Source organism: Variovorax sp. 10N420, assembly GCF_056394705.1.
This window is the reverse complement of the sequence record NZ_JBFTIJ010000005.1, coordinates 445,092-461,807: the sequence shown is the minus strand read 5'-3', so window position 1 is coordinate 461,807 and position 16,716 is coordinate 445,092. Positions and strand designations below refer to the sequence as shown.

At 66.2% G+C, this 16,716-nt stretch carries 15 protein-coding genes; 5 read left to right on the top strand and 10 right to left on the bottom strand.

Translation table 11 applies throughout. The features are described from left to right. Nucleotides 1-94 precede the first annotated feature (94 nt). Nucleotides 95-655, top strand: coding sequence for a lipid-binding SYLF domain-containing protein (locus AC1DEK_RS16070; RefSeq protein WP_478126242.1), 561 nt, complete (start codon nucleotides 95-97; stop codon nucleotides 653-655). Between the two features lie 106 nt (nucleotides 656-761). On the opposite strand, the gene AC1DEK_RS16065 is transcribed toward AC1DEK_RS16070, so the two are convergent. From AC1DEK_RS16065 to AC1DEK_RS16030, 8 genes are all read right to left on the bottom strand, one after another. Beyond that, complete coding sequence (locus tag AC1DEK_RS16065) at nucleotides 762-1,016, bottom strand: hypothetical protein (protein WP_478126241.1); 255 nt, start codon at nucleotides 1,014-1,016, stop codon at nucleotides 762-764. After that, entirely contained in the window at nucleotides 1,016-1,288 is a 273-nt protein-coding gene (locus tag AC1DEK_RS16060) for a hypothetical protein (protein ID WP_478126240.1), read from the bottom strand. The genes AC1DEK_RS16065 and AC1DEK_RS16060 overlap by 1 nt, the downstream gene beginning before the upstream one ends. 153 nt (nucleotides 1,289-1,441) lie before the next feature. Continuing rightward, the gene (locus AC1DEK_RS16055) at nucleotides 1,442-2,845 is read right to left on the bottom strand and encodes a Coenzyme F420 hydrogenase/dehydrogenase, beta subunit C-terminal domain (RefSeq protein ID WP_478126239.1); all 1,404 of its coding nucleotides are present in this window, start codon (nucleotides 2,843-2,845) and stop codon (nucleotides 1,442-1,444) included. Beyond that, nucleotides 2,832-3,977, bottom strand: coding sequence for a polysaccharide pyruvyl transferase family protein (locus AC1DEK_RS16050; RefSeq protein WP_478126238.1), 1,146 nt, complete (start codon nucleotides 3,975-3,977; stop codon nucleotides 2,832-2,834). The genes AC1DEK_RS16055 and AC1DEK_RS16050 overlap by 14 nt, the downstream gene beginning before the upstream one ends. Nucleotides 3,978-4,171: 194 nt before the next feature. Beyond that, nucleotides 4,172-5,095 carry an HpcH/HpaI aldolase/citrate lyase family protein gene (locus AC1DEK_RS16045; RefSeq protein ID WP_478126237.1) on the bottom strand — a complete coding sequence of 308 codons (924 nt, stop codon included), beginning with the start codon at nucleotides 5,093-5,095 and terminating at the stop codon, nucleotides 4,172-4,174. A gap of 19 nt (nucleotides 5,096-5,114) precedes the next feature. After that, nucleotides 5,115-6,272 (bottom strand): CaiB/BaiF CoA transferase family protein, encoded by a 1,158-nt coding sequence (locus AC1DEK_RS16040; protein WP_478126236.1) that lies wholly within the window; start codon nucleotides 6,270-6,272, stop codon nucleotides 5,115-5,117. A 14-nt stretch (nucleotides 6,273-6,286) separates the two neighbouring features. Further along, nucleotides 6,287-7,450, bottom strand: a complete 1,164-nt coding sequence (locus AC1DEK_RS16035) for an acyl-CoA dehydrogenase family protein (protein WP_478126235.1) — start codon at nucleotides 7,448-7,450, stop codon at nucleotides 6,287-6,289. Between the two features lie 32 nt (nucleotides 7,451-7,482). Next, nucleotides 7,483-8,352, bottom strand: a complete 870-nt coding sequence (locus tag AC1DEK_RS16030; RefSeq protein WP_478126234.1) for an HTD2 family dehydratase — start codon at nucleotides 8,350-8,352, stop codon at nucleotides 7,483-7,485. Between the two features lie 89 nt (nucleotides 8,353-8,441). On the opposite strand from AC1DEK_RS16030, the gene AC1DEK_RS16025 reads away from it, so the two are divergent. After that, nucleotides 8,442-9,332 (top strand): LysR family transcriptional regulator, encoded by an 891-nt coding sequence (locus AC1DEK_RS16025; protein ID WP_478126233.1) that lies wholly within the window; start codon nucleotides 8,442-8,444, stop codon nucleotides 9,330-9,332. A gap of 194 nt (nucleotides 9,333-9,526) precedes the next feature. Here AC1DEK_RS16025 and AC1DEK_RS16020 read toward each other — a convergent pair whose 3' ends face one another. Beyond that, a complete protein-coding gene (locus tag AC1DEK_RS16020) occupies nucleotides 9,527-10,684 on the bottom strand; it encodes a CaiB/BaiF CoA transferase family protein (protein ID WP_478126232.1) in 1,158 nt (385 codons plus the stop codon). A 440-nt stretch (nucleotides 10,685-11,124) separates the two neighbouring features. Here AC1DEK_RS16020 and AC1DEK_RS16015 point away from each other — a divergent pair, with 440 nt between their 5' ends. Further along, the gene (locus AC1DEK_RS16015; RefSeq protein WP_478126231.1) at nucleotides 11,125-11,445 is read left to right on the top strand and encodes a hypothetical protein; all 321 of its coding nucleotides are present in this window, start codon (nucleotides 11,125-11,127) and stop codon (nucleotides 11,443-11,445) included. Nucleotides 11,446-11,848: 403 nt separating this feature from the next. On the opposite strand, the gene AC1DEK_RS16010 is transcribed toward AC1DEK_RS16015, so the two are convergent. Then, entirely contained in the window at nucleotides 11,849-12,748 is a 900-nt protein-coding gene (locus AC1DEK_RS16010) for a LysR family transcriptional regulator (protein ID WP_478126230.1), read from the bottom strand. A 116-nt stretch (nucleotides 12,749-12,864) separates the two neighbouring features. Here AC1DEK_RS16010 and AC1DEK_RS16005 point away from each other — a divergent pair, with 116 nt between their 5' ends. Together AC1DEK_RS16005 and AC1DEK_RS16000 are read left to right on the top strand one after the other, a co-directional pair. Next, nucleotides 12,865-14,958, top strand: a complete 2,094-nt coding sequence (locus AC1DEK_RS16005) for a hydantoinase/oxoprolinase family protein (protein WP_478126229.1) — start codon at nucleotides 12,865-12,867, stop codon at nucleotides 14,956-14,958. A gap of 8 nt (nucleotides 14,959-14,966) precedes the next feature. Continuing rightward, a complete protein-coding gene (locus AC1DEK_RS16000) occupies nucleotides 14,967-16,715 on the top strand; it encodes a hydantoinase B/oxoprolinase family protein (RefSeq protein ID WP_478126228.1) in 1,749 nt (582 codons plus the stop codon). The last annotated feature ends 1 nt before the right edge of the window (nucleotide 16,716 follow it).

Below are 16,716 nucleotides of genomic sequence, written 5' to 3'. Positions count from 1 at the left end.
GCCTATCGGCAAATCAGGGAATGTCCGACGTCCTCACGTCCGGCGTATGGAAGACTTTCAGGCGGATCCGCACGACTCGTGAAAGGAGAACGCAGTGAAACGTCGCAAGCTACTCGTCATTGGTGCATCGCTGGCATCGTTGCTGGCCGGCGGTGCCTACGCACAGGACAAGCCCGCCAAGCAGGCCGAGATCAGGGCAAAGGCCATGCAGGCGCTCGAGGACTTCTACAAGGCCGATCCCAAGATCAAGACCGCCGTAGGCAAGGCCCCCGGCTACGCCGTGTTCACGACCTACGGTTTGAGCTTCGGGCTTGGCGGAGCGGGCGGGAAAGGCATAGCCCACGACAGCAAGTCCAAAAAGGACACATACATGAACATCGCTCAGGCGAGCGCAGGCCTGCAGATCGGGGCCTCCGATACGCGCTATCTCTTCGTGTTCAAGGACGCCAAGTCGCTGGCCGACTTCATCGACAACGGCTGGGATGCCTCGGCCGGCGCTGCCGCGGGCGCGGGCACCGGCAGGGACGAGGCCAATGTTGGGGTGGGTGCTGTCGCGTTCTCGGGCGGCACCGCTTACGTGCTGACCAAGGCCGGCTTGCAGGCGGGGGTGTCCCTCGGAGGCTCGAAGGTCTGGAAGGACAAGGACCTGAACTAAGCGCCGTGTTCAAACAACCGACGCCTATTCCATGCGCCGGCTGCGCGCTGGGCATGCTCGGCTCTTTTCTACGATGGTGAGCTTCAGGAGCGCGCAGCCCATGTCGCTACTGCTTGCCGCCAGTGGCATCGTGCGCCTGCTGGTTGCCGAAAGTCAGTGGCGCCGTGTTGCAAGCGAGCACTGTTTGCCCCGTGCCGGTCAGTTTGATCAGAACCAGCGCCGTGTCTTTGGTACCCGGCTCTCCGCCGTCGGTGAAGGTAAATGCAATTTCTGCCGGCAGTCCATTGAAAGTACCGGTTCCCGCTCCGTCGAAGGTATCAAAGCCTGCATTCGGCGGCTGCTGGATAGCGTCCAGTGTCACTACAGACTGCCTTCTGTCAGCGTGGTCAGATGGAAGTTGTCGCCGCCCGACAAATTGATCTCGAGATTGTTGGGCTCGGCCAAAGTGGCCGGTGGATCGCCCTTGCAATGCAGCTCAAAGCCGTGCGTCACTTTTTGTTGGCTCTGGTCACTGCACACAAAGCTTCCGCCCCCGGTCATCCGACCGAGTTGATGAGCCCACGTGGGACCCATCGTCGTCGCCGCAGCTATGGCGGCGGAGCAAAGCACAGCCTTTCCTAGCAGTTTGTTCATGATCTCTTCCTCTGCCCGCCACGGGCGGTGATTCCAGGGCCAAAGCCCTCCACTCAGGAGGTTGAACAAACAGGCGCAAGGGCCAATGGGCGGCAAACGTTTTACTCCGCGTCAAGGCCGCCCTCCATATCACCAATGGCTTATCCCGGCGCCTCAATCATCGGGCGCGAACCGCGCCACCAACGCACCCAGGCGTCCGGTGGAGTGCGCCAGGCCCTGGTAGATCGCCCGCACGCCCAGTGCCCAACCCACGTACAGGCGCGTCGCACCGGTTAGCCGCGCCAGGCGGAAGAGGTGCCGGCTCCAGAAGGTGATGGATGCACGCGCGCGATAGATCAACTTGCGCCGCCACGGCAGGCCGGCGTCGGGCATGACGCGCTTGCGCGGGCGCAGGCCGCGGCGCCGCCATGTCAGGCGGTAGGCGAGCCCTTCGCGGCGCTGGCGCAGCCCGGCGGCCTGCGTGCGCGCCACGAAATCCGCATCGACCGCCTCAAGCGCCAGCCGGCCTTGCGCGATGGCGTCATGCACCATGGCGTGCAGGTGCGCCGAGCGGATGATCACCACGTTGTTCCCGCGGCCATCGGACGCATAGGGCTCCACCCACGCGTCGCCGAACGAGATGTCCGCGGTCTCTGCGACGACGTCGTCGCAGACGTTGCACGCAGCGTTCTGGAAGAAGCCCGCGCCCCAGTCGCCTTCGGCCAGGTGGAACCAGTCGCGCTGCGCCGTGCGCCCGTCGCGAAGCTCGAAACGCGCGGTGTACCAGTTGGCCGGCCGCCGCGCGTCCTTCAGCCGATAGTCCATGCCGCGCACCTCGTCCAGCGGGACGTCCATTTGCCACGCAAAGCTCTCGGCCAGGCGCGTGCTCTTCATGTGCCCGCAGAACAGGCCCAGCGTGAAGGACACGCGCGCCTTGAGCACCGGGTCTTCCTGGCGCAGCAGCTGGATGGCCTTGATGAAGCACGGCACGCCGACCACGGCGTAGCGGCCTGGCGTGGCGCGAATCGCCTCGAGCACGCCCGACAGCTCCACCGGGTAGTACCGCGACTTGGCGCCGGCACACACCTCGTCCACCGTGCGCGACAGCCTGTAGGCGAAGAGACGTTCGCCGTCGCTTGCCTTGCCGGGGCCAACGTGCGCCACGGCATCCACTTGCCCGGTGCGCAGCAGTTCGGCGGCGGTCCAGCTGACCATGCCGCCTGAACTGCCCCTCTCGCGATGCCCGCACTCTGCCGCGTGCCCGACGTAGGCGGACTCGAATCTGCCCACGCGACCATCGGCGTGGGCGGCACACGGAAAGAGAGCGGCGGCCAGCGTCGTCTCGTCGTTGGCGGCGGGCGAGAAGGGACAGGTGCGCGCAAAGTCGGACGCGCCGCGCCGCAGGCGACGGGCAGCGCCGGTGGGCTTGAACTCGCCGTCACGGTCCAGTCTCATCCGGATTGCGCCGGCAGTGCCGGCCTGCGCTGAACGCGCCGCGCAGCTCCCGCAGCCGATGCACATGCCGGCGCGAACGATGTCGGCAGGGCTGACCGCGGGGGCGCCATCATGCGACGGCATGGCGGGGACCTTCGACCTGCTCGGGTGCGACGTCCAGCGCTTCGTCCAGCCAGGCGTGCGACGCAGCGCGCAGCACCTGCAGGCGCGCCTCGACGGCGAGCGACGGCGCCTGCGACAGGCGCGCATCGATATCCGCGGAGCTTGCTCCTGGCCCGGCGAGATGGTCGTCCGCTTCCATCAGGGCGAGCAGGTTGCGGATCTTCACCGCGCGGTATGACGACTCCTCACACACGAAGGGCCTGTGGTGGCGCAACGCGAAAACGCAGCCGTGGAAGAAGTTCGTTGCGACCGCGTCGGCACGTGCCATGAAGCGGGCGAAATCTTCAGGCCCGGCGGTAAGCCATTGCGTGTCGCACCAGTCGTTGCGGTAGCCGATGCTGGCCAGGACCAGGCCGCGACGGTCGGCCCATGCGCGCAGCAGCGCAGCAAAACCCGGGCTGAAGTTGTGGCCGTAGACCGCCACATGGGGCTTGGCCGCGCCGCCGCCGGTGAATGCGCTCGCGCCCACGTGCGGAAATTGAAGGCAAGGGTCGAGCACGACGGGCGGCGCCGTGCCCAGTGCGCCAGCCACGAGCGCCTGGGCGTTGGCATCGCGAACGGCAATGGCGTCGAAGTTCCCGAGCCATCCACGCCACGGCGCGGGAAGGCCGCGCTCGGCGCTGTAGTTGCCGAAACTCGCCGCATAGGCAATGCGCCGCCGCGCCCGCAAGCCTTCGCCATAGAACAAACTGCACCGGCCGTACCACGGGTGCGCGAGGTTCCAGACTTCGTCGCTGCCGACGACCACCGTGTCGACCGGCGCCATCTGCACGGGGTCTTCCAGCGAGAACGGCCGCGACAGCGGCAGCGCGGCAACGGCCTGCAGCAGCGCCCGCGTCTTCCGTGCATACGCCGAACGTTCAGCTGCGCTGGTCGGCAGCGGCAGCACGGGATTCAAGGCGCAGCGCCACTCGGCCCAGTCCACGCGCCGCGAACGGTGATCGAGCACCTGGACGTGGTGACCTCGCGCCTGCAGCCCTTCGACCAGGCAACGCGTCTGCCAATAGGAGCCGTAGTTGATGCAACGGTGGAACGTGAGCACACCGAGGGACGAGGACGGCGCCGAGGAGGGCGTGCGAAAAGGAGCCAGCATGCGTGCAACGCTAGGCAGCGCTGCTCGCCTCTGGCGTCGGACGCTGCGCCGTCAGGCGGTACGCGCGGCGAACGCAGGCGGGCAGGCCGCGTCTCGCCCGACGAGCAGTGGAATCACGAAGGCCATCAACACCAACGCGATGAAGAAGTCGAGCACCACAAAGGCTTGCGACCTCTGGACGCTGTGGCGCCTCTTTAGAGCCGATTCAGAACGCTGCTGCGCGCCCGCAATTGCCGCGCCAGCCGCAGCACCGGCGCATCGACCATCTTGCCGTCGACCATCACGGCGCCCTGCACTGACTGCGCGGCCGCGGCAAGCACGCGAGCCGACCATTCCACCTGCGCCGCCGAAGGCTCCATCGCGAGATGCACCGCGGCCACCTGGGCGGGATGGATGCACAGCCTGGCCCCAAAGCCGAAGTGCAATGCCCGGTGCGTCTCGCGGCGAAGTTGCTCGACATCGTCGATCGCAGGGGTGACGCCATCGATCGGCGGGGCAAGCCCGGCGCGGCGCGACGCGAGCACGAGCGCCCAACGGGCCGGCGCCAGAGCCTCCTGCGCCTCGCTCGGTTCCATCGACAAGTCCGCCATCAGATCGAGGTGGCCAAGGCTCAGTCGCAGTACCCGTGGCGCCCGAGCAATGGCGTCCAGCCCGAAGAAGCCCTCGCCGGTTTCGACGAGCGGAAACAGCGGCAGTCCGGGGCATGCGCTTGCCACGGCGTGCAGCGCCTCTGCGCCCTCCGCCTTGGGCAGCATCAGGCCGCCGAGCCCCTGAAGCGTGAGATCGGCGGTTAGTTCGAGGTCTTCCCTATGCCATTCGCTGGTCGCCGAGTTCACACGCAAGACCACCCGTGCACGCGACGCTGCATCCAGCACCGCAAAGGCCAGGCGAAAGGCTTCGCGTGCCACAGCCTTGGCCGCAGGCGCGACCGCGTCCTCCAGATCGACGATCACCGCGTCGGCGCCGGATGCCAGCGCCTTCGCCAGGCGCTCCGGACGGTCTGCCGGCACAAAAAGAAAGGTGCGCGCTCGTGCAAGCGCAGCCTGCCTCTCGAACGTTTCGATCATCGCGCTCAACCCAGCTGCGAGCCTTGCGCCGGGTTGTTCATTGACTGTCATGAATTGTTCCCTGCAGTTTTCAGTCCGCACGCACGGGCGGATGGCCGATCTCGCGCAGGATGGCTTCGGTGTGCTCGCCCAACGCCGGCACTGCGTCCATGCGCGGCACGTACCGGTTGCTGCGCGCGGGCGGCAGCATGGCCGTGACATTGCCGGCGGGCGTGCCGATGTCGCACCAGACCTTTCGCGCGGCCAGCTGCGGATGCGCCCAAAGCTGCGCCATGTCGCGCATGCGGGCGTTGGCAATGCCGGCGTCCTCGAGCCGCTCGATGACCTGCTGGGTCGACAAGGACGAGAAGGTCTGGAGGATCAAGGTCCGCAAGGCGGCCCGGTTCTCATTGCGCAGTGCATTGGAGGCGAAGCGCGGATCGGTAGCGAGCGCGCCCCGGCACATGACCTTCTCGCAGAACTGCTTCCATTCGCGCTCGTTCTGCAGGCCGAGCATCACCGTGCCGCCGTCGCCAGCCGCAAACGGGCCGTAGGGATAAATGCTCGCGTGCGCCGCCCCTGCGCGCGGCGGCGGCGTTGCGCCTTCGTAGGCGTAGTAGAGGGGGTAGCCCATCCATTCCGTGAGCGATTCGAGCATCGACACGTCGAGATGGCTTCCCTCGCCTGTGCGTCCGCGCAAGATCAGCGCATTCAGGATCGCGCTGTAGGCGTACATGCCTGCAGCGATGTCGGCGATCGAGTTGCCGGCCTTCGAAGGTTCGTCGGGCGTGCCTGAGATCGACACGAGGCCCGCCTCGCTCTGGATCAGCAGGTCGTACGCCTTCTTCTCGCGCATCGGGCCGTTTTCGCCGTAGCCCGAAATGTCGCAGACGATCAGGCGCGGGTGCGCCTGGTGCAGCGAGGCGTAGTCCAGCCCCATGCGAGCGGCGGCCCCCGGCGCCAGGTTCTGCACCAGTACGTCGGCCCGCGATATCAGCGCGCGCAAGGCGTCCAGCGCGTCGGCCTCCTTCAGGTCCAGCGCAATGCTCTCCTTGGAGCGGTTGGTCCACACAAAATGGGACGACAGTCCGTGCACGCGCTTGTCATAGCTGCGCGCAAAGTCGCCCACATCGGGGCGTTCCACCTTGATGACGCGCGCGCCCTGGTCCGCCAACTGCCGCGTGCAGAAAGGCGCTGCAATGGCGTGCTCCAGCGAGACAACGGTGATTCCCTCAAGCGGTCGTGTCATTGGCATTGCTCCGTTCAGAACGAGCGCGGCAGTCCGAGCACATGCTCCGCCACGTACGACAGGATCAGGTTGGTCGAGATCGGCGCCACTTGGTACAGGCGCGTCTCGCGGAACTTGCGCTCGACGTCGTATTCGCAGGCAAAACCGAAGCCGCCGTGGAACTGCAGGCAGGCGTTGGCCGCCTCCCAGCTCGCCTTGGCTGCCAGGTACTTCGCCATGTTGACCTCGGCGCCGCACGCCTCGTGGCGATCGAACAGCTCACAGGCCTTGAAGCGCATCAGGTTGGCCGCCTCTAACTCGATGTGCGCCTCGGCAATGGGAAACTGCACGCCCTGGTTCTGTCCGATGGGTCGGCCAAAGACCACGCGATCCTTCACGTAACGCGAGACGCGGTCGATGAACCAATAGCCGTCGCCGATGCACTCGGCGGCGATCAGTGTCCTCTCGGCATTGAGACCGTCTAGGATGTACTTGAAGCCCTGTCCTTCCTCGCCGATCAGGTTCTCGGCCGGGATTTCCAGGTTCTCGAAGAACAGTTCGTTGGTCTCGTGGTTCACCATGTTGGGAATCGGCCGGATCGTCATGCCGCTCTTTACCGCATCCTTCAAGTCGACCATGAAGATCGACATGCCTTCGGACTTCTTCTTCACGTCGGCGAGCGGCGTGGTGCGCGCCAGCAGGATCATCCAGTCCGAATGCTGCACGCGGGAGATCCAGACTTTCTGGCCGTTCACCACGTAGCGGTCGCCCTTCTTCACGGCAGTGGTCTTGATCTTGGTCGTGTCCGTGCCCGTGGTCGGCTCGGTCACTCCCATGCACTGGAGGCGCCATTCGCCCGACGCGATGCGTGGCAGGTAGAAGTCCTTCTGCTGCTGCGAACCGTGGCGCAACAGCGTGCCCATGTTGTACATCTGGCCGTGGCAGGCGCCGGAGTTGCCGCCCGAGCGGTTGATCTCTTCCATGATGACGGACGCCTCGGCCAGGCCAAGCCCGGAGCCGCCGTATTCCTGCGGGATCAGCGCGGCCAGCCAGCCAGCTCGCGTCAGGGCGTCGACAAAAGCCTCGGGGTAGGTGCGCTGCTCGTCGATCTTGCGGTGGTACTCGTCGGGAAACTCGGCGCACAGGGCACGCACCGCGTCGCGGATGTCTTGGTAGTTGTTGTTGGAACTGGCAGTCATGTGGTTGGGTCTCGGAAATTCTTCAGATCGATTCAGGCCAGGGTGGCGCTCGCGCGCATGGCCAGGAAGCCCTCGTGGTCGCTGGCCCACAAGCGGACGGTCTTGCCGTCTTCCGACGGTGCGCCGTTGAGCGTGAAGGGTCGGCCGTCGAACATGGGTCGTTGTGCCTTGAAGTCGAAGGCAAGTAGCTGTGCGTCCGGTTGCTGCCGACGCACCAGGTCGACCAGCAGCGTGGCTATGAGCGGGCCGTGCACGATGAGGCCCGGATAGCCTTCCTCCTGCGTCACGTAAGGGCGGTCGTAGTGGATGCGGTGGCCGTTGAAGGTGAGCGCGGAATAGCGAAACAACAGCACCTCGTCCGGATGCACCTCGCGCTGCCAGGGTGCATCGGCTTCGGCCAGCACGGGCGGCGGCGAGGATTCGCCGGGGACCGCTGCATCTCGATAGACGATGTCGTGCTCTTCTTCCACGGCGAGGCCAGCGGCATTGGCATAGCGGTGCGACACCAGCACGAACACCAGTTCGCCGGAGCGCCCGGACTTGGGTTCGACGGAAACGATGCGCGAGTCGCGCTGCACCGTATCGCCGACGACGAGGGCGTTGGTGGAAGACCAGCGCAGCCGCCCGCCGGCCCACATGCGACGTGGCAACGGCACCGGCGGCAGGAACCCGCCGCGCTTGGCGTGGCCGTCGGCGCCAATCTCGCGTTGCAGGTGCTGCGGCAGGAAGTAGAGCCAGTGCCACAGCGGCGGCACCGCACTGCCGATGCTTGGTTCCGGATCGTCACGGTCCAATGTGGCCGACAAGCCCCGAAGAGGCGCGGCATCGATCTGATCGTGCAGTGTTTCGCTGCGGCCGACCCAGCCGGAAAGATCGACTTCAGAAGTGGGAATGTCTCGCATGCCTCGATGTTGATGCGACGAGGGCGGAAGAACAATCGATCTTTTTGAGATACTGCCTTCGTCATTCCCGAAGGCTGCGCAAAACCTCCATGCAATTCGACCTGACCGATCTGCGCCTTTTTGTCCTGGTGGCCGAGGAGCTCAACCTCACCCGCGCCGCCGCCCGCCAGCAGCTCTCGCTGGCTGCGGCAAGCGCTCGAATCAAGTCGCTGGAAGAGCAGGCGGGGCTGCCATTGCTGGTGCGCGAGGCGCGCGGTGTGAGCCTTACCGCCCCTGGCGAAGCCTTCCTGCATCACACGCGCGCAATCCTGCGCCAAACGCACCAATTGCGCTCCGATCTGCAGGACTACGGCGGTGGCCTTCGCGGTCATCTGCGGGTGTTTGCCAATACCACGGCGGTATCGGACTTCCTGCCGGAAATCTTGCCGGCCTACTTGGCGTCGCATCCTCGAATCAACATTGACCTTCAGGAAAAACCGAACGCTGAAATCGCCCGAGGTGTGCTGGATGGTGGCGCCGACCTCGGCATCGTGGCGGGCGAGACGGACACGCTGGGGCTGGAGAAACTGCATTTCAGCACCGACAGGTTGGTGCTGGTCACGCGCCGTGGGCACCCGCTGGGCAGGCGCAAGAGCATCGACTTCGCGCAAACATTGGGCGAAGACCACGTGGGCATGCACCAGGGCAGCACCTTGCAGACTTTCCTGGCCGATGTGACCGAGCGCCTGGGCAAGCCGCTGAAGCTGCGCATCCAGCTGTCGAGCTTCGACGCCATGTGCCGGATGATCGGCGCCGGCGTGGGAGTCGGCATCGTTCCCGAGAGCGCGGCGCGGCGCAATGCCGAGGCCGGACAGCTGTCCCTGGTGGCCTTGAACGACGCCTGGAGCATTCGCGAGCGCTACGTGCTGGCGCGCGAACGCGCACGGCTTCCAACCTACGCGCAGGAGCTGGTCGAGGCGCTGGTGCGCCACTATCAATAGTGAATAGTGCTCTGGCACCTCGCTTGTCGTCAGCCTTGTGTGGCGCCGCGCAACAAGGCCTTGTTCCCGCCCACCGTGCACGGCTTCGACGAGTTCTTCGGCAACCTTTATCACCTCAACGCCGAGGAGGAGCCCGAAGACCCGCAGTACTCCATCCGCGAGCACGCACCTGCTCTTTCTTTCGCGGCGTTGCCTCAGCCTTGCCCCAGATCCATCAGCGCCGAGTTGCGCCATGTTTCGTATCGATCCGGCGGAAGCCATTGCGCCAGTAGTTGCTGCGCAGCCGCACCGTGCAACGGCGCTTGCGGCGGCTTCGGCGTTTGCGCTGATGTGCGCTCGAAGCGCGGTGCAGGTGCCGGCTGCACGACGCCATCGATTTCGATCAGGGTCCCGCGCGCCTTCAGGTGTGGATGATCGGCCGCCTCTTCGAACGACAGCACCGGTGCAAAGCAGACATCCGTGCCTTCGAGAAGCTCGCACCACTCGCTGCGCGTGCGTGTCTTGAAGACCCGCTCGTAGGCTGCCTTCGCCTGGGGCCATGCCGCCTCGTCGAACTGGCCGCCGATCGTGCTCGGATCGATGTCGAGCCGTCGCAGCAAGTCGGCATGAAAACGCCCCTCGATCGGACCGATCGAAATCCATTGCCCGTCGCTGCATTCGTACACGTCGTAGAAAGGCGCGCCCGAGTCGAGGATGTTGCTGCCGCGCTGATCGTTCCATTGGCCTGCCGCCGAGAGCCCGTAGAAGGCCGTGGCCAGCGAGGCCGCGCCGTCGACGATGGCCGCGTCCACGACCTGACCCTGTCCCGTGGCGCGCGCATTGAGCAGGGCCGCGAGCACGCCCATGACCAGGAACATCGCGCCGCCTCCGAAGTCGCCTACCAGCGCCAGCGGAACGGTAGGTGGTTGATCCTTGCGGCCAATCGCGCGCAGAGCGCCGGTCAGAGAGATGTAGTTGATGTCATGGCCTGCTGCCTGCGCAAGCGGGCCGCTCTGGCCCCATCCCGTCATGCGGCCATACACGAGCCTCGGGTTGCGCGCGAGACAGATGTCCGGCCCCAATCCCAAGCGCTCGGTAACACCGGGCCGAAACCCCTCGATCAGCGCATCGGCCTCGCAGACGAGGTCGAGCACCAGGCGAATCGCATCGGGGTCCTTCAGGTCGAGCGCGATCGAAGGTCGATTGCGCAACAACAGGTTGAACTTCAATGGCCGCTTCACACCGAGATCGGCCGCTTCGCGGCGCTCGATGCGCAGCACGGTCGCGCCCATGTCGGCCAACTGCATGGCCGCCATGGGCCCGGGGCCGATGCCGGCCAGTTCGATGATCTTGATGCCTGCCAATGGGCCCATTGCGGTGTCTCCTTGATGTGTCGGTGCGACGTGCGGCTTTCGTCAGGCTGAGAGTGCCACATCGGGCGCGGGGACGAGCCGTGTGATCGCAAGTTTGCTAAGGTCGCGGACATTTTCGACTAAGGCATTCTCGAGTTGCGGATATTTTCGGAACTTCAGCACCGAATGTTTCCAGACTTCGCTGACGAGCGCATACTTTTAAAAGTGCGGCCCCCACAGCTGGGGCTTAGCCGAGCCGAAGAGGGCGGCCGCTGCAGTTGCTGACGGACCGGATTGAGCCTGTGGCGAAGGTCGCTTCTGGGCCCTGAGCTGTCTTCCAAACTCATCAACCTACTGTTTAGGGTTGTGCGACACCTGCCCTCCGGTCGTCGTCGGCATTGCGCTGCGCCAGTCTCCGGGCAGGTATCTCACAACCCTAAACAACAACAGTCCTTGGGTGTTTGGTTCTCATCAACAACATCTGGTCGGTCTCTGGCTCATCGACCAATCCCAAGATCAACCAGCTCGTCCTGCAGCCCTTCGCGAATTACAACTTGCCGGGTGGGCTGTACCTGACCACATCACCCTTGATCACATCGAACTGGGAGGCAGCAAGCGGGCAGAGATGGACAGTGCCCCTCGGCGGGGGCATCGGCAAGATCTTCCGCCTTGGGAAATTGCCGCTGAATACCCAGAGTGGGGCCTACTACAACGTCGTGCGCCCGGATTACGCGCCATCTTGGACACTGCGGGTCCAGGCGCAGGTTCTATTGCCGAAGTGACATGTGCATCCTATCCGACAGCGCTTGGGTTTTGTCCCAGATCGACAGGGTCGGAATGTTCCTCCGAGCCCAGCGACACAGCGAAATGGGTGAAGGCCATCCTTTGAGCGCCCGGCCCAATGGCGGCGACCGGGCGCAGCGAGGTAGTTTTCATTGCCTCAATTCGAGCCCCCTCATTGAAAAACAGGAAGCAGGACTGAAAGCCTCTCGTAGGATTGACGTAGCCGTCCCCGGCTAGCCGACAGGGCTACCACAAGCAGACGTTCGACGTCCCAGCTCAATTCGCGAAAATGCTTTTCTGCGGGCTGCAGAAGCGGTGACGGTCGCTCTTGCTGGGCACTCCATCGCGCGAGGCCGTGCGACGACGCCTTTGCGCACGCTTTCAACGCCGACTTCGCTTGGCTCACGCTGGCGCGATCAATTCACTTTCCTGCAATGACTCCATGATCGTTCGCACCAGCGGCCTGTAGCGGTGCGCGGGCCCGGCGTACGCCACGACCAGCGTGCCGGGCGCTACGGGCGATGCCACCGGCAGCAGGCGCAACTGGCCGCTCTCGACTTCGTTGCGCACCATCGCCGTCGGAAGCACCGCGGCGCCCTGCCCTGCAGTGACCAGCCGCGCCATCAGGGTCAGCGAGTTGCAGGTGCTCATGCGCACCGGTTCCATGCCGCTGGCGTCGAACCAGTTGCGGATCGCGCGATAGATCGTCGATGGCTCGGGCATCGTGAGGATCGGCACGTTGCGCAGGTCCGCCGGCTTGAGTGCGCGTTGCGGAAGCTTCAGCTGCGGCGCCGCGAACCAGGCCAGCTCGATCAGGCCGACGGACTCGACGGTGATCGCGTCGCTCACCTGCGGGTCGGTGAGCACCGCGACGTCCAACTCGCTCGCGTTGAGCTTTCGATTGAGCGCGGCCCCGACGTCCAGCGTGAGTTCGACCTTGAGCTCGGGATAACGTGCCACGAAGCGCGGCAACAGACTGGGCAAGGTCATCAACGCGACCGATTCGACCGCGCCCAACCTCAGCAGGCCGCGCAGGGTGCGACCGCTCTGGCTGTGCGCCGCGATGTCATCGCTGAGCTTGAGCATGCGGTCCACGGGCTCGACGATGCCACGACCCCGCGCCGTCAGTTCGGCGCGCTGTCGGGTGCGCGTGAAAAGTTTGGTGTCGAGCGTCGCCTCCAGCTCGGCGATGCGCGCCGAGATCGTGGGCTGGGTGACGTGCAGGTGGCGCGCCGCCGCATGAAAGCTGCCGAGCCGCGCGATCCAGTAGAAGGCTTCGAGTTGGGCGATGGAAGCACGCATGATCAGAAAATCTTATCACTGGAGCGTCGATTTCCGATTACCTCCCCGATGCGCCGCCCTCCTACAGTGTCCTTCCAACGCGCCGCTGATTCGCGGGGCCTATCACGAAGGGCAGCATGCAGCAGATCGGATTCGATGTCGGAGGCACCTTCACCGACCTGGTGGTGACCGACGCAGAGGACAACATCCGGACTCTCAAGGTCCTGTCGACGCCTCACGACTACAGCCAGGGCATCCTGGGGGGCATCGCCCAGATGGTCTCCAGCGGGGTGCTCGAACCGGCGTCGGTGGAACGCATGGTGCATGCCTTCACGGTCGCCACGAACGCGCTGCTGACACGCACCGGCGCCAAGGTCGGCCTGATCACGACACGGGGCTTTCGCGACGTGCTGGAGATCGGCCGTCTGCGCATGCCCCGTCTCTACGACATGGAGTGGGACAAGCCCGTCCCGCTGGTGCGCCGCAGCTTGCGCCTCGAAGTCACAGAGCGCCTGTCGGCCACCGGCGAGGTCGTGACGCCGCTGGACGAGGACCAGGCCGCACAGGCGGTCGACAGGCTGGTCGCGGCGGGCGTCGAGTCGATCGCGATCTGCCTTCTGCATGCCTACGTCGATCCGCGCCACGAGAAGCGTCTGCTCGACATCGCACGGCACCGCGCGCCGCAGCTGGTGGTGTCGGCTTCGCACCAGGTCCTGCCGGAGATCCGCGAGTTCGAGCGCACCAGCACCACCGTCGTGAACGCCTTCGTGAAACCGGTAGTCGACGAGTACCTCGGCCGGCTCGAACGCGGCTTGCAGGCGGCAGGGGTCACGGCGCCGCTGATGATCATGCAATCGGCGGGCGGCGTGATGAAGGCGGGCACGGCGCGGCAGCTGCCCGCGTACTGCATCGAGTCGGGCCCGGCCGCCGGGGCCGTGGGTGCCGCGGCGCTCGGCAAGCTGCTCGGCATCGCGAACATCATCGCGTTCGACATGGGCGGCACCACCGCCAAGGCCTGCCTGATCGAGAACGGCGAGCCGCGGCTGACGGCGGAGCTCGAAGTCGGCGCGGCGCTCAATGCCGGCCAGCGGCTGTTGAGTGGAGGCGGCTACGTGGTGCGTGCGCCCGCCATCGATCTGGCCGAGATCGGCGCGGGGGGCGGCAGCCTCGCCTGGATCGATGCCGGCGGCGCCTTGCGTGTCGGGCCGCAAAGTGCGGGATCGGTCCCCGGCCCTGCCTGCTACGGCCTGGGCGGCGACGTGCCGACCGTCACCGATGCGAACGTCGTGCTCGGCTACCTGAGCCGCAGCCACCTGCTGGATGGCGCGATGCCGATCGACAGCGTGGCGGCCGACGGTGCGATCCGAAAGCACGTCGCCGAGCCCCTGGGCATCGCGGTGCACGAAGCCGCCCACGGCATCCATGCGGTGGCCGATGCGACGATGGTGCGCGCGGTGCAGGCCGTGACCAGCGAGATCGGCCGCGCCCCCGGGGATTTCACGATGATCGCCTTCGGTGGCAGCGGGCCCGTGCATGCGGCATCCCTCGCGCTGCACGCCGGCATCGCCCACATCGTGGTACCGCCGGCGCCGGGCGTGTTCAGCGCGTTCGGCCTGCTGTTCACGCGCATCGAGCACCGGCTCGTGCGCACCTGCGCCATGGACGCCGACAGCGCCGACCTGGAACGCATCGGCAACCTGCTCCACCTGCTGCGCGCCGAAGCCGACGAGCTGATGCACGCCGAAGGCGTCCCGCCGGCGGACAGCGAACTCACGCATCAACTCGACCTCCGCTACCGCGGGCAGAGTTCCGAGATCGCCATGCCGCTGCCGCTGCCGCTCGAACCCGCCTCGATCACCGCTGCCGTCACGGCCTTCCATGCCGAGCACGAGCGCACCTATGGCTATTGCAGCCTCGACGAGCCCGTGCAGATCGTCAACCTGCGCCTGCGCGTTCGCTCGCGCAGCGGCGGCACCGCCAGCGTGAACGCCGACGGTGTCAAGCCTGCGCTGGCGCCCTTGCGCAGCGGCGTGCTCGGCAGCCGCAAGGTCTACTTCGGCGCGCGCTGGGGCTGGCAGGAGACGCCGATCGTTCGCCGGGCCGGCCTTGCGCCCTGCCACGGACCGATCGTGATCGAGGAGTACGACACCACCGTCGTCGTGCCGCCGGGCGCGAGCGCCCGTCTCGACGGCACCGGCAGCATCCGCATCGACCTGACGCCCATCCTGTGACGCCCACCATGAACATCTCGCGCGATCCGATCCGGCTCGAACTTCTCAAGAACGCCTTCGCCGCGATCTCCGACGAGATGGCCGCGACGGTGGTGCGCACCGCGCGCTCCTACGTGATCAAGGAAGCGATGGATTTCTCGACCGGCCTGATAGACGCCCAGGGGCAATTGATCTCGCAGGGACTGTGCCTGCCCATGCACATGGGGTCCTTCCCGCCGACCATCGAGACCGTCCTGCAGCGCTTTGCCGGCGACATGCACGAAGGCGACGTCTACATCACCAACGACCCCTACACCGGCGGCGGCACGCACCTGCCGGACATCTACGTCTTCAAGCCGATCTTCCACGACGGCGTGCTGCTCGGCTTTGCCGCGGCGATCGGCCATCAGACCGACATCGGCGGGCGGGTCGCGGGAGGCAACGCCTGCGACAACACAGAAATCTTCCAGGAAGGCCTTCGCATCCCGCCTGTGCGGCTGTTCCACCGCGGCGTGCTCGACGAAGACCTGATGGCCATCCTGCGGCTCAACGTGCGGCTTCCGGACAAGGTGCACGGCGACGTAATGGCGACGGTCTCTGCCTGCACGCGCGGCGAGCGCGCCATGCTGGCACTGGCCCGGCAATACGGCACGCAGGTGCTGCGCGAGGAAATGGCACACCTGCTCGACTACACGGAGCGCATGACGCGCGCCGCGTTCGAGGCGCTGGCCGATGGCGAATGGAGCTTCGACGACTACCTCGACGACGACGGCTTCAGCGAGGACCCGATCCGCATCCGCTGCAAGCTGCAGAAGGCAGGCGGCACCCTGAAGGTGGATTTCTCGGGCAGCTCCCCGCAGGTGCGCGGGTCGATCAACCTGCCGTTCTCCATGACGCAGTCCTGCACCTACGCCTGCGTGCGCTGCATCCTGGACGCAGGGCTGCCGACCAACAGCGGCTTCATGCGCGCGATCGAGGTGGCCGCGACGCCCGGATCGGTCGTCTACCCGACCACGCCGGCACCCGTGGCGGCGCGGGGCCTGACCGCGATGCGCGCCACCGAGGCGATCTGGGGCGCGCTCGCCCGCATGCTGCCGTCGAAAGTCTTCGCGTGCGGCGCCCAGGGCGACTTCGGCGTGACGATCGCGGGCTACGACGCCCGGCAGGAACCGTTCGTGCTGCTCGAATTCCTGTTCGGCACCTGGGGCGGCCGGCCGGGCAAGGACACCAATGACGGCCTCTCCTCGCTGGCCGTCAACTATTCGAACTCGCCGGTCGAAGTGGTCGAGGGCGAACAGCCGCTGCGCATCGAGGGCTATGGCTTCCGCACGGATTCGGGCGGGCCGGGCAAGCACCGCGGCGGCGTGGGCATGATGCGCAGCTACCGCCTCACGGGCGTGCCCGAAGCGGTGCTGCAAGTCCGAAGCGACCGGCAGAAGTTCCGGCCCTACGGGCTGCAGGGCGGCCACGACGGCGCCTTCGCGGCCAACTACCTGAGCAACGAGGGCAGCGAGCGCACGCAGTTGCCCGGGAAGTTCATGCGCACTTTCGCGCGCGGGGAACTGTACGAAGCCGTGCTCGCAGGCGGCGGCGGCTGGGGCGATCCGCTGGAGCGCGATCCACATGCCGTGCGCGAGGACGTCATCGACGAGAAGGTGTCGGGCGAGGCGGCCTTGCGCGACTACGGTGTCTGCCTCGGCGGCGACGGGCGCGTCGACGAGGCCGCCACGCTGAAACAGCGCCAGATCATGCGAGACTCCCGCCGGCCCGGCGACTGAC